The 19,378-nt window shown below is 70.3% G+C and carries 19 protein-coding genes; 14 read left to right on the top strand and 5 right to left on the bottom strand.

Going from position 1 to position 19,378, the window contains the following annotated elements; translation table 11 throughout:
- Position 1 precedes the first annotated feature (1 nt).
- The 4 genes from M8859_RS24200 (at position 2) to M8859_RS24185 (ending at position 5,369) form a co-directional block, all read left to right on the top strand.
- Positions 2 to 574 (top strand): GTP-binding protein, encoded by a 573-nt coding sequence (locus M8859_RS24200; RefSeq protein ID WP_321209885.1) that lies wholly within the window; start codon positions 2 to 4, stop codon positions 572 to 574.
- Between the two features lie 189 nt (positions 575 to 763).
- On the top strand, positions 764 to 1,183 hold the full coding sequence (locus M8859_RS24195) for a VOC family protein (protein ID WP_201295215.1): 420 nt from the start codon (positions 764 to 766) through the stop codon (positions 1,181 to 1,183).
- A gap of 78 nt (positions 1,184 to 1,261) precedes the next feature.
- Complete coding sequence (gene ppc, locus M8859_RS24190) at positions 1,262 to 4,015, top strand: phosphoenolpyruvate carboxylase (protein ID WP_249644895.1); 2,754 nt, start codon at positions 1,262 to 1,264, stop codon at positions 4,013 to 4,015.
- A 115-nt stretch (positions 4,016 to 4,130) separates the two neighbouring features.
- Positions 4,131 to 5,369 carry a type III PLP-dependent enzyme domain-containing protein gene (locus M8859_RS24185; protein ID WP_195071710.1) on the top strand — a complete coding sequence of 413 codons (1,239 nt, stop codon included), beginning with the start codon at positions 4,131 to 4,133 and terminating at the stop codon, positions 5,367 to 5,369.
- 90 nt (positions 5,370 to 5,459) lie between these two features.
- Here M8859_RS24185 and M8859_RS24180 read toward each other — a convergent pair whose 3' ends face one another.
- A complete protein-coding gene (locus tag M8859_RS24180; protein ID WP_159923915.1) occupies positions 5,460 to 6,017 on the bottom strand; it encodes a TetR/AcrR family transcriptional regulator in 558 nt (185 codons plus the stop codon).
- A gap of 65 nt (positions 6,018 to 6,082) precedes the next feature.
- On the opposite strand from M8859_RS24180, the gene M8859_RS24175 reads away from it, so the two are divergent.
- Positions 6,083 to 7,231, top strand: coding sequence for an FAD-dependent monooxygenase (locus M8859_RS24175; protein ID WP_236565429.1), 1,149 nt, complete (start codon positions 6,083 to 6,085; stop codon positions 7,229 to 7,231).
- A 12-nt stretch (positions 7,232 to 7,243) separates the two neighbouring features.
- On the opposite strand, the gene M8859_RS24170 is transcribed toward M8859_RS24175, so the two are convergent.
- Positions 7,244 to 8,212 carry a helix-turn-helix transcriptional regulator gene (locus tag M8859_RS24170; RefSeq protein WP_195072330.1) on the bottom strand — a complete coding sequence of 323 codons (969 nt, stop codon included), beginning with the start codon at positions 8,210 to 8,212 and terminating at the stop codon, positions 7,244 to 7,246.
- Positions 8,213 to 8,274: 62 nt separating this feature from the next.
- On the opposite strand from M8859_RS24170, the gene M8859_RS24165 reads away from it, so the two are divergent.
- Positions 8,275 to 9,492: an epoxide hydrolase family protein gene (locus M8859_RS24165; RefSeq protein WP_195072331.1), complete on the top strand. Its 1,218-nt coding sequence runs from the start codon at positions 8,275 to 8,277 to the stop codon at positions 9,490 to 9,492.
- Positions 9,493 to 9,516: 24 nt separating this feature from the next.
- On the opposite strand, the gene M8859_RS24160 is transcribed toward M8859_RS24165, so the two are convergent.
- Positions 9,517 to 10,488 carry a helix-turn-helix transcriptional regulator gene (locus M8859_RS24160; RefSeq protein WP_159923921.1) on the bottom strand — a complete coding sequence of 324 codons (972 nt, stop codon included), beginning with the start codon at positions 10,486 to 10,488 and terminating at the stop codon, positions 9,517 to 9,519.
- A 63-nt stretch (positions 10,489 to 10,551) separates the two neighbouring features.
- On the opposite strand from M8859_RS24160, the gene M8859_RS24155 reads away from it, so the two are divergent.
- Positions 10,552 to 11,043, top strand: a complete 492-nt coding sequence (locus M8859_RS24155) for a pyridoxamine 5'-phosphate oxidase family protein (protein WP_159923923.1) — start codon at positions 10,552 to 10,554, stop codon at positions 11,041 to 11,043.
- A gap of 149 nt (positions 11,044 to 11,192) precedes the next feature.
- Here the strand turns inward: M8859_RS24155 and M8859_RS24150 are convergent, their stop codons facing one another.
- Complete coding sequence (locus tag M8859_RS24150) at positions 11,193 to 12,020, bottom strand: isocitrate lyase/PEP mutase family protein (RefSeq protein WP_249644866.1); 828 nt, start codon at positions 12,018 to 12,020, stop codon at positions 11,193 to 11,195.
- Positions 12,021 to 12,084: 64 nt separating this feature from the next.
- Between M8859_RS24150 and M8859_RS24145 the strand changes: the two genes are divergently transcribed.
- From M8859_RS24145 to M8859_RS24115, 7 genes are all read left to right on the top strand, one after another.
- Positions 12,085 to 12,792, top strand: a complete 708-nt coding sequence (locus tag M8859_RS24145; protein ID WP_159923927.1) for an ArsR/SmtB family transcription factor — start codon at positions 12,085 to 12,087, stop codon at positions 12,790 to 12,792.
- A gap of 134 nt (positions 12,793 to 12,926) precedes the next feature.
- Complete coding sequence (gene argC, locus M8859_RS24140) at positions 12,927 to 14,000, top strand: N-acetyl-gamma-glutamyl-phosphate reductase (protein WP_159923929.1); 1,074 nt, start codon at positions 12,927 to 12,929, stop codon at positions 13,998 to 14,000.
- On the top strand, positions 13,997 to 15,214 hold the full coding sequence (gene argJ / locus M8859_RS24135) for a bifunctional glutamate N-acetyltransferase/amino-acid acetyltransferase ArgJ (RefSeq protein WP_249644865.1): 1,218 nt from the start codon (positions 13,997 to 13,999) through the stop codon (positions 15,212 to 15,214). The genes argC and argJ overlap by 4 nt, the downstream gene beginning before the upstream one ends.
- Positions 15,211 to 16,146, top strand: coding sequence for an acetylglutamate kinase (gene argB / locus M8859_RS24130; RefSeq protein WP_159923933.1), 936 nt, complete (start codon positions 15,211 to 15,213; stop codon positions 16,144 to 16,146). Before argJ ends, argB begins: the two co-directional genes overlap by 4 nt.
- Positions 16,143 to 17,345 (top strand): acetylornithine transaminase, encoded by a 1,203-nt coding sequence (locus M8859_RS24125; RefSeq protein WP_249644864.1) that lies wholly within the window; start codon positions 16,143 to 16,145, stop codon positions 17,343 to 17,345. The genes argB and M8859_RS24125 overlap by 4 nt, the downstream gene beginning before the upstream one ends.
- A complete protein-coding gene (gene argF, locus M8859_RS24120) occupies positions 17,342 to 18,286 on the top strand; it encodes an ornithine carbamoyltransferase (RefSeq protein ID WP_159923937.1) in 945 nt (314 codons plus the stop codon). The genes M8859_RS24125 and argF overlap by 4 nt, the downstream gene beginning before the upstream one ends.
- Positions 18,287 to 18,407: 121 nt before the next feature.
- Positions 18,408 to 18,923, top strand: coding sequence for an arginine repressor (locus tag M8859_RS24115; RefSeq protein WP_195072334.1), 516 nt, complete (start codon positions 18,408 to 18,410; stop codon positions 18,921 to 18,923).
- Between the two features lie 90 nt (positions 18,924 to 19,013).
- Here M8859_RS24115 and M8859_RS24110 read toward each other — a convergent pair whose 3' ends face one another.
- A complete protein-coding gene (locus tag M8859_RS24110) occupies positions 19,014 to 19,211 on the bottom strand; it encodes a hypothetical protein (protein WP_249644863.1) in 198 nt (65 codons plus the stop codon).
- Positions 19,212 to 19,378: the final 167 nt, after the last annotated feature.

Genomic DNA, 19,378 nt, shown 5'->3' with positions numbered 1-19,378 from the left:
CATGCGAACGCCGACCATGCCGTCCTCGGTGAAAATCGTGATCAGCGGCGGGTTCGGCGTCGGAAAGACGACGTTCATCGGAGCCATCTCCGAAATCGAGCCGCTGGTGACCGAGGCGGCGATGACCGAAATGGCCGTCGGAGTGGACGACCCAGGACACCGTGCGGACAAGACGCATACCACGGTCGCCCTCGACTTCGGCCGCATCACTCTGGACAGTTCGCTGATCCTGTACCTGTTCGGCACGCCGGGCCAGGACCGCTTCGTCTTCCTGTGGGACGACCTGGTCGACGGTGCGCTCGGTGCGGTGATCGTGGTGGACACCAGCCGCGTCGACGACTGTTACCCGGTGCTGGACTATTTCGAGGAGCGCGGCACGCCCTTCGTCGTCGCGGTCAACCGCTTCGACGGCAGCGCCCACTTCGACCTCGGCGAGGTTCGCGAAGCGCTGGAGCTGGAGAACTGGATTCCGGTTCTCGAGTGCGATGCCAGGTCTCGCGATTCGGTCAAAGAGGTGTTGGTTTCGCTGCTGGAGCAGGTACTGCTGCACCGCCCGGATCAGCTCACCGCGTGAGACATGGGCTGATCGCCACGCATCGGGGCTTGTCGGCGGTACGAAGTTTCCGGCCGGTGCCAGATGGGTCGCTCGAACGAGGGTGCACTGCGGCACCGGCCGAAAATCCGAAGGTCGTCACCGATGAATTCGCCGCGCGTCCGGCGTCTGTACTGTTGCCCCTCCCGAACGACGACAAGGAGCATCATCGTGAGCAACGGCGCGGACCTCGCCCTCACCCACATCGGCGTGCTGGTCGGTGACCAGGACAAGGCCCTGGAGTTCTACCGCGACGTCATCGGACTCGAGGTGCGCGCGGACATGCCGTTCGCCGGTGGGCGCTGGGTGACCGTCGGCCCCGCGAAGCAGCCGGGTATCGAGTTCATTCTCGAGACCCCGGAGATGGTGCCGGACGAGGCCGCCGGTGCGGCGGCGCGGGCTCGGCTGGCCAACGGCGCGCAGGGCACGCTGATCTTCACCACCGACGCCGTGGACGCGACCTTCGCCCGGCTGCGCGACGCCGGGGTCGAGGTGACGCAGGAGCCGATCTCGCAGCCGTACGGGGTGCGCGACTGCGGATTCCGCGACCCGTGGGGCAACCACCTGCGCTTCTCCGAACTCCCGGACTGATCCGGGCGCGGCCGGTGTGGGCCGCGTCGCATACCCGCGCGGGCCGGAGGGCAATACTGTCTGATCATGGGCGAAACGATGAGCGAGACCCAACAGGACGCCATCCGGCCGCTGCGCGACGACATCAGGTTTCTCGGCGGCGTGCTCGGCGACACCATTCGCGACCACGAGGGACCGGAGGTCTTCGACCTCATCGAGCGGGTGCGTATCGAGGCTTTCCGGGTACGCCGCGAGGAAGTCGGGCGCAGCGCCGTCGCGGAAATGCTGGACGGTGTGGACATCGCGGTGGCTCTTCCGCTCATCCGCGCGTTCAGCTATTTCGTGCTGCTGGCCAATCTGGCCGAGGACATCCAACGCGACCGCCGCCGCGCCGCGCACGAGGCGGCGGGGGAGCCTCCGCAGGACTCCTCGCTGGCGGCGACCTACCGCAAACTGGACGCGGCCGCGCTCGACGGGGCCCGGGTCGCCGATCTGCTGGCCGACGCGCTGGTGTCGCCGGTGATCACCGCGCACCCGACGGAGACCCGCCGCCGCACCGTCTTCGACGCGCAGGCCCGGATCACCGAGTTGATGCGCCTGCGTCAGCGCTATGCCGAGGGCGAGCGAGCCGATCTGGAGTTGCGGATCCGTCGCCAGGTGCTGAGCCTGTGGCGAACCGCGCTGATCCGCCTGGCCCGCTTGCGCATCCAGGACGAGATCTCGGTGGGTCTGCGCTATTACGACCTCACCCTGTTCGACGTGATCCCGAAGATCAACGCCGAGGTGCGCGCGGCGCTGCGCTCGCGCTGGCCCGGTGTCGAGTTGCTGCCGCGCCCGATCCTGCGTCCCGGCTCGTGGATCGGCGGCGACCGTGACGGAAACCCTTATGTCGACGCCGATGTCGTGCGTCAGGCCGCCTTCCGCGCGGCGGGCGTCGCTTTCGAGCGTTACCTGCGCGAGCTGGTGGAATTGGAGAAGACGCTGTCGCTGTCGGCTCGGCTGGTCACGGTGACGCCCGAAGTCGCCGCCCTCGCCGAGACCGGATATCCCGATCCGGCCACGCATGCCGACGAGCCGTATCGCCGTGCGCTGCACCATGTTCGCGCCCGGCTGACCGCCACCGCGCTGGCCGCGCTCGGAGAGGTTCCGGCCAACGGCCTGGACACCGGGGCGCGGCCCTACCCGACGCCGCAGGCGGCGCTGGACGACTTGGACGCGATCGACGCCTCGCTGCGGCGCAGCGGTGACGGCCTGCTCGCCGACGATCGTCTCGCCGCGTTGCGCTATGCCTTGGAGACCTTCGGCTTCCACCTGCAAGGCCTGGACCTGCGACAGAACTCCGAGGTACACGAGCAGGTCGTCGCCGAGCTGCTGGCCTGGGCCGGGGTGCACCCCGACTACGCGAGCCTGCCGGAGTCGCGCCGGGTGGAATTGCTCGCCGCCGAACTGCGCACCCGCCGCCCGCTGCTCGGCCCGCACGCACGGCTGAGCGAACTCGCCGCGAAGGAACTGGGCATCGTCCGCGCCGCACGGGATGTGGTGGGCACCCTCGGCGCGGAGGCGGTGCCGAACTACATCATCAGCATGTGCACGTCGGTCAGCGATCTGCTCGAAGCCGCTTTGCTGCTGAAGGAAGGCGGACTGCTCGACCCCGGGGAGCCGGACGGGCCGCCGAGCTGCCTGGTGGGCATCGTCCCGCTGTTCGAGACCATCGAGGACCTGGGGGCCGGGGCGGCGACTTTGTCCGCGGCGCTGGAGGTGCCCGTCTACCGCGATCTGGTGGCCGCGCAGGGGATGCGCCAAGAGGTCATGCTCGGCTACTCCGACTCCAACAAGGACGGTGGGTACCTGGCCGCGAACTGGGCGCTGTACCGGGCCGAACTGGACCTGGTCGAGGTCGCCCGCAAGACGGGGATCCGGCTGCGACTGTTCCACGGTCGCGGCGGCACGGTCGGTCGCGGCGGTGGCCGCAGCTACGACGCCATCCTCGCCCAGCCCGCGGGTGCGGTGCGCGGCTCGCTGCGGCTCACCGAGCAGGGTGAGGTGATCGCCGCGAAATACGCCGAACCCGGTGCGGCGCACCGCAATCTGGAATCGCTGATCGCGGGCACCTTGGAGTCGACCCTGCTGGACGTGGAGGGCCTCGGCCCCGACGCCGAGCCGTCTTACGGAATCATGGACGACCTGGCCGCCCGCGCTCGCGCCGCATACGCGCGGCTGGTGCACGAAACACCCGGATTCGTCGAGTACTTCCGGCAATCCACGCCGGTCGCCGAGGTCGGCGACCTGAACATCGGCAGCAGGCCTGCCTCGCGCAAGCCGACGAGTTCGGTGGCCGACTTGCGCGCCATCCCCTGGGTGATGTCCTGGAGCCAGGCGCGGGTGATGCTGCCGGGCTGGTACGGCACCGGCACGGCGCTGGAGGAGTGGATCGGCGGCGACCCGCGGCGACTGGCCACCTTGGCCGACCTGTACCGCCGCTGGCCGTTCTTCCGCACCGTGCTGTCCAACATGGCGCAGGTGATGGCCAAGAGCGATCTGGACATCGCGGCACGCTACGCCGAACTCGTGGAGGACGGGTCGTTGCGGGAGCAGATCTTCGGCATGATCCGCGACGAACACGCCCGGACCGTGCGTATGCACGCCGCCATCACCGGCAACGATCACCTGCTGGCCGACAACCCGTCGCTCGCGGAGTCGATCCACAATCGCTTCCCCTACCTGGAGCCGCTCAATCAGATGCAGGTGGAACTGCTGCGCCGCCTGCGCGCCGGGGACGACTCCGAACTGGTGAAACGCGGCATCCTGCTGACCATGAACGGCCTGGCCACGGCCTTGCGCAACTCGGGCTGAGCCGCCTGGGCCGTACCGCCGAGCAGTCCGGTCCGGTAGGAAGAACGTCGTGCAGATCGACGAAGCAGCCGTAGCGGCGCTCGCGGACCGCCGGATCGGTCCCGAGCACAAGGGCATGCCACCGGCGGCCTGGGGACGCACCGTGCGGGAGTTCCGCGCCACCGCGCCGACGCTCGAGCAGCTGGAGACGCCGGTGCTCACCGTGGATCGCGCGGCCGTGGCGACGAACATCGCGGTGATGGCCGATTGGGTCCGCGCGGCAGGCGTGCGGCTGGCGCCGCACGGCAAGACGACGATGGCCCCGCAGCTGTGGGCCGACCAGCTGGCGGCGGGCTCGTGGGGCATCACCCTGGCCACCATCTGGCAGACGCAGGTGGCGCGATCCTTCGGCATCGCGCGGGTACTGCTGGCCAACGCGCTGGTCGATCCGGTCGGACTGCGCTGGGTGGCGGCGGAGTCGGCGCGTGACCCGTCTTTCGAGTTCGTCTGCTGGGCCGACAGCGTCGAAACGGTCGCGCTGATGGACGCGCACCTGCGCACCGCCCCGGAGGGAGAGCGGATCCGGGTGCTGGTGGAACTCGGCGGCCCGAACGGCAGGACCGGCGCGCGCACGGTGGAGCAAGCGCACGATGTGGCGCGGGCGATCGACGCGGCGTCCCGGCTGTCGCTGGCCGGGGTGGGCGGCTACGAAGGCGCGCTCGCGCACGACCGCACCGCCAACGGCCTCCGCGCGGTGCACGACTATCTCGCCGCACTCGCCCGCCTGCACCGGGAACTCGCCGCGGCCGGGCGATACCGGGGTCCGGCGATCGTCACCGCGGGTGGCAGCGCCTATCCGGAGCTGGCGCTCGAGTACCTCGCCCCGCTCTCCGACGAACAGGGCAGCCACGGTGTCGCGACGACGGTCGTCCTGCGCTCTGGGGCGTACGTCATCCACGACGACGGCTTCTACGCGAGCATGTCGCCTCTGGTCGCGCCCGGATGCGCGCGGCCGCTGCGTTCGGCGATGCACGGCTGGGCGCGTACTCTCTCGCGCCCGGAGCCCGGACTCGCGTTGCTCGACGCGGGCAAACGCGATCTGCCGTTCGACGAGGGGCTTCCGATCCCGCAACGCGTCGCGGGACCTGGCGGCGACGCGCTGGACCCGGGCGCCTCGGTCTCCGCGCTCAACGACCAGCACGCCTTCCTCCGGCTGCCGGGTGGCGCCGCGACGGAATTGCCGATCGGCGCGGTCGTGCGCCTCGGTCTTTCGCATCCGTGCACGGCGTTCGACAAATGGCGGCTCATTCCCGTGATCGATGACGCCGACGCTGCGACGCCCCGGGTGGTCGATCTCCTGCACACGTTCTTCTGAGAGACGACCCTCAGGGAGATTCAGCGAGTTCCTGGCAGCGCCGGGGCCTTCGGTGGAACGCGGTGCCGGGATGCCGATGTCGCGCGTACATCAACCTCTGGAAGCGATCAGTGTGCGCACCAACCGGCCGAGCATGGGGCGCGGATCGAAGTCCGGCGCCGGGTCCACCAATTGGTGCAGGATGATGCCGTCGAATTGGCCCACCAAGATCTGCGTCATCGCCTGGTCGCCGCCGACCGCCGCCAGCAGGCCCGCGGCCCATTCGGTCAACCTGCGGTGCCCGCGCCGCACGGTCTCGCGCAACGCGGGCGTGGTTTGCGCCTCCAGGAACAGCGCGTATCGAGCCAGTGTCCGCACACGGTCGGTCCGCACGGCGTATACGACGAAGGCTGCCATGCCGTCGACGAGTTCCTCGATCGTGCCGGGGGCGGGTTGCCGGTTGAGCGCTGCCCAATCCGCGTAGTCGCGCGCCTCGAGCCGCTCGGCGATTCCGGTCAGCAGCGCCTCTCGGGTGCGAAAGTAGTTGGAGGCCGAGCCGGCCGGCATGCCCGCGGCCTCGTCGACCGCGCGGTGGGTGAGCGCGCGGGTGCCCCGGGATCCCAGCAGGTCGATCGCTGCGTCCAACACGATCTCGCGCTTGGTGGACATGCCACTGATACTACAGCAGTAGTGATCCGTGCTACAGGCCCGGGATTCGCTACTACATTCGTAGTATGGTCCGGGACAGCTGCTCGCCGAGCGGTCCGGAGAAAGGGGAAGCCATGTCGAAGGCGCTCATCGTGGGCGGTGGCATCGGTGGTCTGGCGACGGCGGTGGCCTTCCTGCGGCGGGGATGGCAGGTCGAGGTGCTCGAGCGCGCCGCCGAGATCACCGAGGTCGGGGCGGGATTGTCCCTGTGGCCCAACGCTCTTCGCGCCCTCGACGCGCTCGGTGTCGGCGAGGAAGTGCGTGCACGGGCCGTCGAGGAAGGCGCGGCGGGCATCCGTGACCAGGCGGGGCGCTGGCTGACCAGGATGGACGCCGAGGCGATCCGGGCGCGATACGGCAGTCCGATCATGCTGCACCGTGCCGATCTGGTGCACACGCTGCGCTCCGCGATCCCCGGGGAGCAGCTGCGCACCGGTGTCACCGTGACCGAGGCCGGAACCGACGGCACGGTGGTGCATTCGGCCGGCACATCCAGCGGCGACGTCGTCGTCGGCGCCGACGGCATTCGCAGCGTGGTGCGTCGTGCCGTGTGCGGCGAGGTACGGCCCCGCTACGGCGGCTACACCGCGTGGCGTGTGGTCGTCACGCCGCACGAGCCGGTCGGTGAGATGGGCGAGAGCTGGGGACGCGGCGAACGTTTCGGTTACGTCCCGCTCGCCGACGGCCGGGTCTACTGCTTCGCCACCGCGAACCTGCCCGAGGCCACGCCGAGCGGCGGGTTGGCCGAGTTGCGCGCGCGCTTCGGCGGATGGCACGAGCCGATTCCCGCTCTGCTCGCCGCGGCCGGGGAAGCCGAGGTGCTGAAGCACGACCTCTACGACCTGCCCGCATTGAAAACCTATGTAGCAGGGCGGATCGCGCTCGTCGGCGACGCGGCGCACGCCATGATGCCCACCCTCGGGCAAGGCGCTTGCCAAGCCCTGGAGGACGCGGTGGTGCTGAGCAGGGTGGCCGCCGCGGGCGGCGGCCTGGCCGGCTACGACCGGGAGCGCGGGCGGCGCACCCGGATGATCGCGTCCCGTTCCCGCCGACTCGGCGCGGCGGCGCAACTGTCGTTTCCGCCCGCCGTCGCGTTCCGTGACGCCGTGGTGCGGGCGATCCCCGCCTCGGTGCAGCTCAGATCGCTCGCCTCCGTTCTGGATTGGAGCTGCTAGCCGCCGCGGCCGCTACGGTGCGGGGAAGGCGCGCAGCGCTCGCTCGCATCGGGCGGCCTGGGCCCGCAGGGCTTCGACGAGTTCCGGCGGACCGGCGAGCAGTGTGAAGTCGAGATCGACCGAGGTGATCATCCACACCAACTGCTCCGGTGTTTCCGCCCCTACTAGCAGGCGGCAACTGTGGTCGTCGACGGCCTCCAGCACGCCCATCCCGGGCCAGACACGATCGGCGGCATACTCCGCGGAGCCGTGCAGCAGTACCGTCGCCTGCCGCGGCCAGGCCCGGGTGGACAGCCGCATCGAAAGATACGCCGCGACATCGCCTTCCGGCGGTTCCCGCGGTGCGAATCGGGGACCGGTCGGGATCCGCGGGGTGATCCGGTCGGCACGGAAGGTGCGCCAGTCGGTGCGGTCCACGTCCCAGGCGACCAGGTACCAGTGTCTGCTGAAGTGCACGAGGGTGTGCGGCTCGACGGTGCGGACACTGGGCGCGCCGTCGAGCGCGCGATAGTCGAACCGCAACCGTTCGTGGCGCTGGCACGCTTCAGCGACGGCCAGGAGGGTGTCCGGCCGGACGTCGCTGCCGGGCGTGCCGACGCGCAAGGTGGCGCCGCGCAGCGTGCGGACCCGATGGCGCAAGCGGGGCGGCAGCACCTGTTCCAGCTTGGTCAGCGCGCGCAGCGACGCCTCCTCGAGCCCGGTCACGGTGCCGGCGGAGGCGCCGCGCAGGCCCACCGCCACCGCGACGGCTTCCTCGTCGTCGAGCAGCAGCGGCGGCAGCGCGGCCCCCGCGCCGAGGCGGTATCCGGCGGCGCCCTGGGTGGCGTGGACCGGGTAGCCGAGTTCCCGAAGCCGATCGACGTCGCGGCGCACCGTGCGCCCGGTGACGCCGAGCCGTTCGGCCAGTTCGGCGCCGGTCCAGTCGCGATGGGTCTGCAGCAGGGCCAGCAGTTTGAGCAGGCGAGCCGACGTTTCGAGCATTACGCCACAATGCCGGAAACTTAGGAACGATCGCGTCCTAAGCGCTTCCTACCGTGGTGGACATGACTACCGACCAGGACATTCGCCCCTTCCGCATCGATATCCCGCAGGAGAAGATCGACGACCTGCATCGCCGCCTCGCCGGCACGCCATGGCCGAACGACCTGCCCGGCGCCAAGTGGGACAAGGGTATGCGGGTGTCCTATCTGCGTCCGCTGGCCGAGTACTGGCGCACCGAATTCGACTGGCGCGCCGTCGAAGCGAAGCTGAACGAACTGCCCCACTTCGTCACCGGCATCGACGGGCGGCAGGTGCACTTCCTGCACGTCCGCTCGCCGGAGCCGGATGCGCTGCCGTTGGTGCTCAACCACGGCTGGCCCGCGTCGTTCGTCGAGTTCCTGGAGGTGCTCGGACCGCTGAGCGATCCCCGCGCGCACGGTGGCGACCCGGCCGACGCGTTTCACCTGGTCGTGCCCTCACTGCCGGGCTTCGCGTTCTCCGAGGTGTCCCCGGACCCGGGTGCTGGCTCGACCGAGCGGTTCGCGGAGGTGGTCGCCGCGCTCATGGCGCGCCTCGGCTACGACCGCTACGGCGTGCAGGGCGGCGACGCGGGGTACTTCATCGCCGCTCGGTTGGGCCATATCGCCCGCGAGCACCTCGCGGGCCTGCACGTGAACGGTCCGATCACGATCCCCGCGTGGGACAGCGGCGATACCGACTCGTGGGGCGGGGCGGAGGAATCGGCGGCTGCGGGCGAGTGGTCCTCGGCGGGTGCGCAGGCCGGGTACAGCCAGGAGGATCAGGCGAAGCTGGCCACGCTGACCGGCCCGGAGAGCTATGCCCGCTACGACTACGCGACGCTGCAAGCCAACCGTCCGCAGACGCTGGCGATCGGCATCCACGACTCGCCCGCCGGGCTGTTGGCCTGGATCGCCGACCTGTTCCGGCAGTACACGAATCCGGCGATCGAACTGCCCGAGGACGCGGTGGGCCGGGACGCGCTGCTGACCAATGTCAGCCTGTACTGGTTCACCGGAACCTTCGCCTCCTCGCTGCGGCTCTACAGCGAATCCGCGGCCTGGGGAGCGCCCGTGCGGAAGTCCGACGTGCCGACCGCGGCGGCGCTGTTCCCCGGTGACCTCTCGATCCGCAAACTCGCCGAAAACGCGCACAACATCGTCCGGTGGACCGAATTCGACCGCGGCGGGCATTTCGCGGCGATGGAAGCGCCGGACCTGCTGACCGCGGACGTCCGCGAGTTCTTCCGCACCCGGCGCTAGCCGAACCGGGCGGGTGCGGGAGAGCTAACCTCCGCGGTAGCGCGCATGCATGGCGGCGGCCGTCGCCGCGAGCTGTGCGCGCAGCTGCGGCGGTTCCAGCACTTCGACGAACTCGCCGAGGGGAAGAAGAGCGTGCGCGAGCACCTCGAAGGACTCGGACGGCACGACCACTTCCACCCAGCCTTCGGCATCGGGCGGTCCCGCGGAGGCTTGTGCCTCCGCGACCGCTGCCGGATCGTTCATCAGCCGCAGCAACCGCAGGTGGGTGGCGGCGATCCGGCAGCGCGCCCGGACGCGCAGCATCGAACGCGCGAAATCGTCGGCGGCGTCGCTCCAGTGCGCGCGCAGGTCGAATTCGGCGGGGCGGTCGAACGATTCGCCGGTCGGTTCGGCGGAGAGGATCCGGCCCACCCGATACGAGCGGGGCGTGCGCCCGCTCCGGGCGACCAGATACCAGGTGCCTGCCTTGAGCACCAGCCCGAGCGGGTCCAGCAAGCGCTCTACCACCGTGTCTTTGCGACCGTAGCGCACGCGCAGCGTGCGGTCGTGCCAGAGCGCGTCGGCGATCGTCGCGAGCGTCGGCGTCTCGTCCGGTCGGTGGAACCAGCCCGGCGCGTCGACGTACACCCGCTCGGCGATGCGCGTCGCGCGTCCGCGCAGTTCCGGTGGCAGCGCGGCGAGCACCTTCAACTGCGCGGTGGCCAGCACGGTGCCGAGCCCGAGATCGGCTGCGGCGCCGGGCAATCCGGCCAGCAGCACCGCGTCGGCCTCGTCGGTGGTGAGGCCGGTGAGCCGGGTGCGGTAGCCGTCCAGCAGCCGCACGCCACCCGCGCGACCCGGCTCGCTGTAGACCGGGACACCCGCCGCCGAGAGGGCTTCGACATCGCGATAGACGGTGCGCACCGAGACCTCCAGTTCCCGCGCGAGTTCCGGCGCGGTCAGCCGGCCCCGGGTCTGCAACAGCAGAAGCAGTTGCACCAGTCGACTCGCCCGCATGCCCGCGACACTAGCCGGAAACCTTGACAGAAGACGGCAAGTTTTCGCCGTACCGTCCTCGGCATGACCACTTGGAGCCGATTCACCGAAGAAGCGCCGCATATCGCCGAGGTCTTCCTGCGCAGGCACCGGGCCGCGGGGAATCTCTGCATGCTCGGCACCCTCCGTTCCGACGGTTACCCGCGGATCAGCCCGATCGAGCCGCGGGTCTTCGAGGGGTTGCTCGTGATCGCGGGGATGCCGGGCACCACCAAGTTCCGCGACCTCGCCCGGGATCCGCGCTTCTGCCTGCACACCGCCACGGTCGACACGAACGTGTCCGACGGCGACGCCAAACTGTTCGGCACCGTCATGGACCTCCCCGACCGGGAGGTGCACACCCGCTTCGCTCAGCAACTGTTCGATGAGACCGGCTTCGACATCCGAGGTCAGGAGTTCGACCACTTCTACGTCGCCGAGCTCACCGGGGCGTCGACGGTGGAGGTAGCGGGCGACCACCTCGACATCACCATCTGGAAACCCGGCGAAGGAGAGCGCGTGGTGCAGAAGCACTGACTCGGTGGCGGAAACGGCGCTGCTCCGGCCGGACGCGTCGGGGGCATCGCCACTCGTGCGTCGCAGGCGACGCGGCCGGAGTGGACCCGCTCGCCGACGGCTGAGGGCGAAGTGGTCCACGCTTTCTCGAGTTCCGGACGAATCGCTGCTCACTGGCTGGTGTGCGCAGGCAGCAGGCGTTGGATATCGGTGTAGCTCACGACGCCGGACGCAGGGGAGGCGTCGTCCCGCACGGAGCGTGCGACCTCCACCGCGGCCGACAGCGCCGAGCGGTAGAGCAGCGACCCGGTGCTGATCCGGCGCACGCCGAGTCCGGTCAGCGTCGCGACGCCGGGGCCGGTGGCGGCATAGAGGACGTTGACCGGCAATTCCGTCGCCGCCACGAGCCGCCGGATGCGCTCCGGGTCGGTCAGGCCCGGCAGGAAGACGCCGTCGGCTCCGGCCGCCGCGTACCGTCGCACGCGGGCGTGGGTCGAGCCGTGTTCGAGACCCAGCCAGTAGGTGTCGATACGGGCATTGACGAACATTTCAGGCGTGCGTTCCTTGATCGCGGCGATCAGTGTGGCCTGGTGCTCCGGCGTCGCCAGCGCCGATCCCGCACGGCCGTCTTCCAGGTTGACGCCCGCGATCCCCCAGGCGGCGAGCTGTTCGACGAAATCCGCTACAGCGCCGGGCCGCTCGTCGAAGCCACCCTCGATGTCGACGGTCACGGGGATCGGCAGCCGCGCCAGGCGACGGGCGGAAGCGAGCGTTTCCGCCTTCGTTCTGCCCGCCCCATCGGCCAGCCTTGCCGCGGCGGCGACGCCGAGGCTGGTCGTGCCGATCGCCGGGAATCCCTCGGTCGCCAGCAGCGCGGCCGACGCGAAGTCCCAGGCGTTGGGCAGTACGAGGGGCCGGTCACGGTGATGCAGACCGTGGAAGATCTCGAACTTGGTCGGCGAGGTGGCCGCGCCGGGCGCCGGAGAAGACGAAGTCATGCCGCGACGGTAGCCACGGAACGTTTCGGCGCCCGCCGAAACGAGGGGCCGCCATCATGGAGTGGTGCCGACCACAGGAGCCGAACTGGCGGGTTTCGCCGCCCTGCTCGCCGACCGCACCCGAGCCGACATCTGCCTCGCCCTGCTGAACGGACGGGCGTGGACCGCGGGCGAGCTCGCGCGCCACACCGGTGTCGCCGCGTCCACCGCGACCGAGCACCTGGACCGCCTGTGCGACGGCGGCCTGCTGGTCGAACACCGTCAAGGCAGGCATCGCTACGTCCAGCTGGCCGGTCCGCAGGTCGCCGAACTGCTCGAGGGCATGGTCGCTCATCTCGGCCCGTCCGGCCGCCCGGTGACCGGCTTGCGCACCGCCGCGGTCGCCGCCGCGCTGGCTCGTGGCCGCACCTGCTACGACCATCTCGCGGGCCGGCTCGGTGTGGCGATCACCGACGCCATGACCGCGCGTGGCCTGCTCCACGGTGACGGCGGGTTCGCCCTCACCGATTCCGGCTCGGCGTGGCTCACCGGCTCGATGGGCGTCGACCCTGCCGCCCTGCGCGCCACGCGACGCCCGGTGGCCAGGCCCTGCCTCGACTGGACCGAGCGCCGCGTCCATCTCGGCGGCTCGGCGGGCGCACAGCTGTGCCGCCGCCTGAAAGAGTTGGAGTGGGTCAAGGGCGTCGGTAGCGGCCGTGCCGTGCGGGTCACCGCGCGGGGCGAAGCCGGGCTGGCCGAAGCGCTGGGTATCGACCCGGCCGTGCTGCGCTGAGCCGTCGCACGGCGGCTCGCGCCGAGGTCTCGGTCGCGCGGTTTGGTCAGCGAGGCGGCGGGTATCAGGTGGTCGTGACCGGGAGCGGCAACCCAGGCTGTGAATGAGCTTGCATGGTCATGCATAATCATCACATGGTTGATTCCTCGGATGCGCCCCGCCCGCCCGGACCCGCCGTGCGGGTCGCGGTAGCCGGCGCCAGCGGATACGCGGGCGGCGAAGTGTTGCGTCTGCTGCTGGGACATCCCGCTTACCGAAGCGGGCGCCTAGTCATCGGGGCGCTCACCGCGGGCTCGAACGCGGGCACCGCGCTGGGGGAGTTGCAGCCGCATCTGCTGCCGCTGGCCGATCGGGTGCTCGCACCGACCACGGTCGACGAGCTGGCGGGCCACGACGTGGTCTTCCTCGGGCTGCCGCACGGCCAGTCGGGAGCCATCGCCGCCGAGTTGCCCGATTCCACGGTGATCATCGACTGCGGGGCCGACTTCCGGCTCACCGACCCGAATGCCTGGGAGAAATACTACGGCAGCCCGCACGCGGGCAGCTGGCCCTACGGGTTGCCCGAGCTGCCCGGCGGCCGGGAGAAACTGCGCGGAGCGACGCGGATCGCGGTCCCCGGCTGCTATCCGACCGTCGCCAGCCTCGCGTTGGCCCCCGCCGTCGCCTCGGGCATCGTGGAGCCCACCGTGCACGTGGTGGCGGTGAGCGGCGCGTCCGGAGCCGGCCGCAAATTGGACATCGGGCTCTTGGGATCGGAGGTGATGGGCTCGGCGCGGGCCTACGGTATCGCGGGCGCGCACCGGCACACGCCGGAGATCGCGCAGAATCTCGCGGCGGCCGGTGGCGCCGAGGTCTCGGTGTCGTTCACTCCGGTACTGGCGCCGATGCCGCGCGGCATCCTCGCCACCTGCACGGCGCCGATCCGTGTAGACGCCGCCCAGGCGCGCGCCGTGTACGAGAAAGCGTATGCCGACGAGCCTTTCGTGCACCTGCTGCCGGAAGGCGTGCTGCCGCAGACCGGGTCGGTACTCGGCTCCAACGCCGTCACCCTGCAGGTGGCGGTGGACGCCGACGCGGGCTTGCTCGTGGTGATCGGCGCGATCGACAACTTGACCAAGGGCACCGCGGGAGCCGCGGTCCAATCCATGAATCTGGCGCTCGGATTCGACGAGGCCGCAGGACTTTCCACCGTAGGAGTGGCACCGTGACGACAGCCGACATCGCCGACGGCAAGCTGGTCCGGACCCAGGGCGTGACCGCACCGCTCGGCTTCCGCGCGGCGGGTATCGCCGCGGGCATCAAGGCCAGCGGCAAGCCGGATCTGGCGCTGGTGTTCAACGAAGGGCCGGAGTACCCGGCCGCGGGCGTGTTCACCCGCAACAAGGTCAAGGCCGCACCGGTGCTGTGGTCGCAGCAGGTGCTGACCGGCAAGCGGCTGCGCGCGGTGATCCTGAATTCCGGCGGAGCCAACGCCTGCACGGGGGCGGGCGGATTCCAGGACACGCACAAGACCGCCGAGGAACTCGCCACCGCGCTGAGCAACTGGGGCACCGAGACCGGCGCGGGCGAGATCGCCGTCTGCTCGACCGGGCTGATCGGTGACCGGCTCCCGATGGACAAACTGATCCCCGCCGTCACCGAGATCGTGCACGAGATGGGCGGCGGCCTCTCCGGTGGCTCGGATGCCGCGTGGGCCATCATGACCACCGACACCGTGCCCAAGGAGGCGGCGTTCCACCACCGCGACAAGTGGAATGTCGGCGGCATGGCCAAGGGCGCGGGCATGCTGGCCCCGTCCCTGGCGACCATGCTGGTGGTGCTCACCACCGACGCGGCGGTGACCGCCGATCAGCTCGACCAGGCCCTGCGCAACGCCACCGCCCGCACCTTCGACCGGCTCGACGTGGACGGTTCCTGCTCCACCAACGACACCGTGCTGCTGCTGGCCAACGGTGCCAGCGAGGTCACCCCCAGCCAGGAGGAACTGGACGCCGCCGTGCTCGCGGTCTGCGACGATCTGGCCGCTCAGTTGATGGCCGATGCCGAGGGCGTCACCAAGCGGGTGCTGGTCACCGTCGCGGGCGCGGCCACCGAGGACGAGGCCGTGGCCGCGGCGCGCACCGTCGCCCGCGACAGCCTGGTCAAGACGGCGCTGTTCGGGTCCGACCCGAACTGGGGTCGCGTGCTCGCCGCGGTGGGCATGGCGCCGATCACGCTCGATCCGAACCGGATCTCGGTGTCGTTCAACGGGAAGCCGGTGTGCGTCGACGGAGTCGGCGCCCCCGGAGCCCGCGCGGTCGACCTGTCCGGCACCGACATCGAGGTGCTGATCGAGCTGAACGTCGGCTCCGCGAGCGCGACCATCCGAACCACCGACCTCTCGCACGGTTACGTCGAAGAGAACTCGGCCTACAGCTCATGACCAGTCAGGTGTTGCACACGCTCTCCGCACTGGACAAGGCACACGTCCTGGCTGATGCCCTGCCGTGGTTGCAGAAGTTCCGGGACAAGATCGTCGTCGTGAAGTACGGCGGCAACGCCATGGTCGACGAGCATTTGAAGCAGGCCTTCGCCGCCGACATGGCGTTCCTGCGCACGGTCGGCGTGCACCCGGTGGTGGTGCACGGCGGCGGCCCGCAGATCAGCGCGATGCTGAAAAGGCTCGGCCTGCAAGGCGAATTCCGCGGCGGCTTCCGGGTGACCACCCCCGAGGTGATGGATGTGGTGCGGATGGTGCTGTTCGGGCAGGTCGGCCGTGAGCTGGTCGGCCTGATCAACTCGCACGGCCCCTACGCGGTCGGCATCTCCGGTGAGGACGCCGGGCTGTTCACCGCGACCCGCCGCACCGTCGAGGTGGACGGCGAGCCCACCGATATCGGCTTGGTCGGCGACGTCACCGAGGTCAACCCCGACGCTGTGCTGGACCTGATCGATGCCGGCCGCATCCCCGTGGTGTCGACCATCGCCCCGGACGCCGACGGCGTGGTGCACAACATCAACGCCGACACCGCCGCCGCCGCGCTGGCCGAAGGCATCGGCGCCGAGAAACTGGTCGTGCTCACCGACGTCGAGGGCTTGTACACGAACTGGCCGGACCGCTCCTCGCTCACCTCCAGCATCGATACGACGGCGCTGGCCGAGTTGCTCCCGCGCCTGGATGCGGGCATGGTGCCCAAGATGGAAGCCTGCCTGCGCGCCGTGTCGGCGGGGGTGCCGACCGCGCATGTCATCGACGGTCGCGTCCCGCACGCCGTGCTGCTGGAACTGTTCACCGGAGAAGGAATCGGAACGATGGTGACTCCCGCCCCGCTCACCCCGAACGGGTCCGGCGCACCGGACGGAACGAAACAATGAGCACAGCTGAACTGCAGAAGCGGTGGTCCGCCGCGCTGATGAACAACTACGGCACGCCGAAGGTCGCGCTGGTGCGCGGCGCGGGGGCCGTGGTCTACGACGCGGACGGCAAGCGCTATGTCGATTTCCTCGGCGGCATCGCGGTCAACAGCCTCGGCCACGCGCACCCCGCGATCCTCGAGGCGGTCACCCAGCAGCTCGGCACGCTCGGGCACGTGTCGAACCTGTACGCCAGCGAGCCGGTCATCGAGCTGGCCGAGCGGTTGCTTGCGCACTTCGCCGACGGCGAGGGCCGCGCCTTCTTCTGCAACTCCGGGACCGAGGCGGTCGAGGCGGCGTTCAAGATCGCCCGGCTCACCGGGCGCCACAAGATCGTCGCCTGCGAGGAGGCCTTCCACGGCCGCACCATGGGCGCGCTCGCCCTCACCGGCCAGCCGTCCAAGCGGACCCCCTTCGAACCGATGCCGCCCGGTGTCGTGCACGTGCCCTACGGCGACGCCGCGGCGCTGGACGCCGGGGTCGACGAGGACACCGCCGCGGTGTTCCTCGAGCCGATCATGGGGGAGAGCGGAGTGGTGGTACCGCCGTTCGACTACCTCGCCAAGGCGCGCGAGATCACCGCGCGCAGCGGGGCGCTGCTGGTGCTCGACGAAGTGCAGACCGGCATCGGCCGGACCGGGAAGTTCTACGCCCACCAGGCCGTCGGCATCGTGCCGGACGTCATCACCCTGGCCAAAGGCCTCGGCGGCGGACTGCCCATCGGCGCGGTACTGGCCAACGGGCGGGCGGCCGATCTGCTCACCCCCGGCCTGCACGGCACCACCTTCGGTGGCAACCCGGTGTGCGCGGCTGCGGCGCTCGCGGTGCTGCGCACGATCGACGACACCGATCTGCTCTCGCACGTCGAGTCGGTCGGCAAGCGGCTCAGCGACGGCATCGAGTTGTTGCAACATCCGCTCATCGATCAGGTGCGCGGTGCGGGCCTGCTGCTGGGCATCGTGCTCACCGACGACGTGTCCGCGCGGGTCGAAGCGCGAGCACGGGAGGCGGGCTACCTCGTCAACCCGGCCAAACCGAACGTGATCCGGCTGGCGCCGCCGCTGGTGCTCACCGAGACCCAGGCGGACAACTTCGTCGCCGATCTGCCGGAGATCCTCGACGGCGCGCTCGAGGACACGAAAGGAGTTGCGGCGCAATGACTTCCGTGCGGCACTTCCTGCGTGACGACGACGTCAGCCCCGCCGAGCAAGCCGAGATCCTGGCGCTCGCCGCCGAACTCAAGAAATCACCCTTCGCCCGGCGCCCGCTCGAGGGCCCGCGCGGCGTCGGAGTGATCTTCGAGAAGAACTCCACCCGCACCCGCTTCTCCTTCGAGATGGGCATCGCCCAGCTCGGCGGGCACGCGGTGGTCGTCGACGGCCGCGACACCCAGCTGGGCCGGGAGGAGACGCTCGGCGACACCGGCCGGGTGCTCTCCCGCTACGTGGACGCGATCGTGTGGCGCACCTTCGAGCAGTCCCGGCTCGACGAGATGGCCGCCACCGCCACGGTTCCGGTGATCAACGCGCTGTCCGACGAGTTCCATCCGTGCCAGGTGCTCGCCGATCTGCAGACGCTGGCCGAACACAAGGGCGAGTTGGTCGGGCGCGATCTCGCCTACTTCGGTGACGGCGCCAACAACATGGCCCACTCGCTGCTGCTCGGCGGCGTCACCGCGGGTCTGAACGTGACCATCGCCGCGCCCGCGGGCTTCGAGCCACAGCCGTGGATCGTGGAGGCCGCGCGCAAGCGCGCCGCCGAGACCGGAGCCACCATCACGGTGACCGGCGATCCGGTCGCCGCGGCCTGGGGCGCCGACGCGCTGGTCACCGACACCTGGACCTCCATGGGGCAGGAGAACGACGGCCTGGACCGCGTCGGTCCGTTCCGGCCGTTCCAGCTCAACGCCGAGTTGCTCGCGCACGCCCAACCGGATGCCGTCGTGCTGCACTGCCTGCCCGCGCATCGCGGCGAGGAGATCACCGACGAGGTGCTCGACGGGCCGCGCAGTGTGGTGTGGGACGAGGCCGAGAACCGCCTGCACGCCCAGAAAGCGCTGCTGGTCTGGTTGCTGGAGCGACGATCCGGGAGCGGGGCGTGAACGAGGGGGGCGGGCGAACCGCCGCGACGTCTTCCCGTCGCGGCGAGCCGGGCCGGACGGCGCACCGAAGCGACGGCGTGCGAGCGCGGATGATGCCGCCGAGCTCAGGCGAGGCGCGGTCGTGAGCGTTTCGCAGTCGGAATCGGGGCGAAGCGGCCCCGCCATCGCGCGTACTCGCGCCGGACGGCAGTCGCGCATCATCGAGCTGCTGACGGCGCACGCGGTGCGCAGCCAGACCGAACTGGCGGCCCTGCTGGCGGCCGAAGGCATCGAGACTACCCAGGCCACGCTGTCGCGGGATCTGGACGAACTGGGCGCGGTGAAGCTGCGCGCCGCCGACGGCGGTGCGGGCGTCTACGTGGTGCCCGAGGACGGCAGCCCCGTCCGCGGCGTCACCGGCGGCACCGACCGGTTGTCCAAGCTGCTCGGCGACCTGCTGGTCTCCACCGACGCCAGCGGCAACATCGCGGTCCTGCGCACCCCGCCCGGCGCCGCCCATTACCTGGCCAGCGCTCTCGATCGCGCGGCACTGCCCTACATCGTCGGCACCATCGCGGGCGACGACACCATCGCCGTCATCGCGCGCGAGCCGCTGACCGGCGCCGAGGTAGCCGCGAAGATCGAACAACTAGCCTGATTATTCACTCGTCCGCCGATCTCTAGCTCGACAGTGACGGGATCGGCAGCAAGCGCCGACTGGACGAGACCGGATGGCCGCTTGGAGGTATCAACCCTCCCCGCAGGTGAATTTCGCGACCAGCACCAGTTTTTCGCCGCCGGATACTTCGTCGCGTCGAGTGCTCGACAACTTGTGGACTGTGCGCAGGGCGTCTCCGCCGACCACGCGATCGACGCTGATGTGACAACCGTCTGCGTAATCACCGTAGACAAGCCAATAGACTCCGGCCGGGCCCGGTTTGCCCATGTCTTAGAGCGTCGCCCCGGAGCGATTATGCGGTCTTGTGGCCGGTCGACTACGGGACCGATGAAGACCTTCGAAACGAGCAGGCAGCCGAGATTCTCCTTTTCGGTGGAAACGGTTTCGTATCCGGTCCACTTCGGTCGCGGAGGTATGCCGCATCTCGGCGGGCG

It is taken from the genome of Nocardia sputi (assembly GCF_023501985.1).
The sequence above is the reverse complement of the archived record's forward strand: the minus strand, read 5'-3'. Positions and strand labels throughout refer to the sequence as shown.

Excerpts from the sequence above, each read along its gene's own strand:
- M8859_RS24155 (WP_159923923.1), top strand. The coding sequence starts at position 10,552 with ATGACCACTTGGAGCCGATTCACCGAAGAAGCGCCGCATATCGCCGAG.
- M8859_RS24165 (WP_195072331.1), top strand. The coding sequence starts at position 8,275 with ATGACTACCGACCAGGACATTCGCCCCTTCCGCATCGATATCCCGCAG.
- argF (WP_159923937.1), top strand. The coding sequence starts at position 17,342 with ATGACTTCCGTGCGGCACTTCCTGCGTGACGACGACGTCAGCCCCGCC.
- M8859_RS24160 (WP_159923921.1), bottom strand. The coding sequence starts at position 10,488 with ATGCGGGCGAGTCGACTGGTGCAACTGCTTCTGCTGTTGCAGACCCGG.
- M8859_RS24125 (WP_249644864.1), top strand. The coding sequence starts at position 16,143 with ATGAGCACAGCTGAACTGCAGAAGCGGTGGTCCGCCGCGCTGATGAAC.
- M8859_RS24110 (WP_249644863.1), bottom strand. The coding sequence starts at position 19,211 with ATGGGCAAACCGGGCCCGGCCGGAGTCTATTGGCTTGTCTACGGTGAT.
- argC (WP_159923929.1), top strand. The coding sequence starts at position 12,927 with ATGGTTGATTCCTCGGATGCGCCCCGCCCGCCCGGACCCGCCGTGCGG.
- M8859_RS24180 (WP_159923915.1), bottom strand. The coding sequence starts at position 6,017 with ATGTCCACCAAGCGCGAGATCGTGTTGGACGCAGCGATCGACCTGCTG.
- M8859_RS24200 (WP_321209885.1), top strand. The coding sequence starts at position 2 with ATGCGAACGCCGACCATGCCGTCCTCGGTGAAAATCGTGATCAGCGGC.
- M8859_RS24175 (WP_236565429.1), top strand. The coding sequence starts at position 6,083 with ATGGTCCGGGACAGCTGCTCGCCGAGCGGTCCGGAGAAAGGGGAAGCC.
- ppc (WP_249644895.1), top strand. The coding sequence starts at position 1,262 with ATGAGCGAGACCCAACAGGACGCCATCCGGCCGCTGCGCGACGACATC.
- M8859_RS24185 (WP_195071710.1), top strand. The coding sequence starts at position 4,131 with ATGCCACCGGCGGCCTGGGGACGCACCGTGCGGGAGTTCCGCGCCACC.
- argB (WP_159923933.1), top strand. The coding sequence starts at position 15,211 with ATGACCAGTCAGGTGTTGCACACGCTCTCCGCACTGGACAAGGCACAC.
- M8859_RS24150 (WP_249644866.1), bottom strand. The coding sequence starts at position 12,020 with ATGACTTCGTCTTCTCCGGCGCCCGGCGCGGCCACCTCGCCGACCAAG.
- M8859_RS24170 (WP_195072330.1), bottom strand. The coding sequence starts at position 8,212 with ATGCTCGAAACGTCGGCTCGCCTGCTCAAACTGCTGGCCCTGCTGCAG.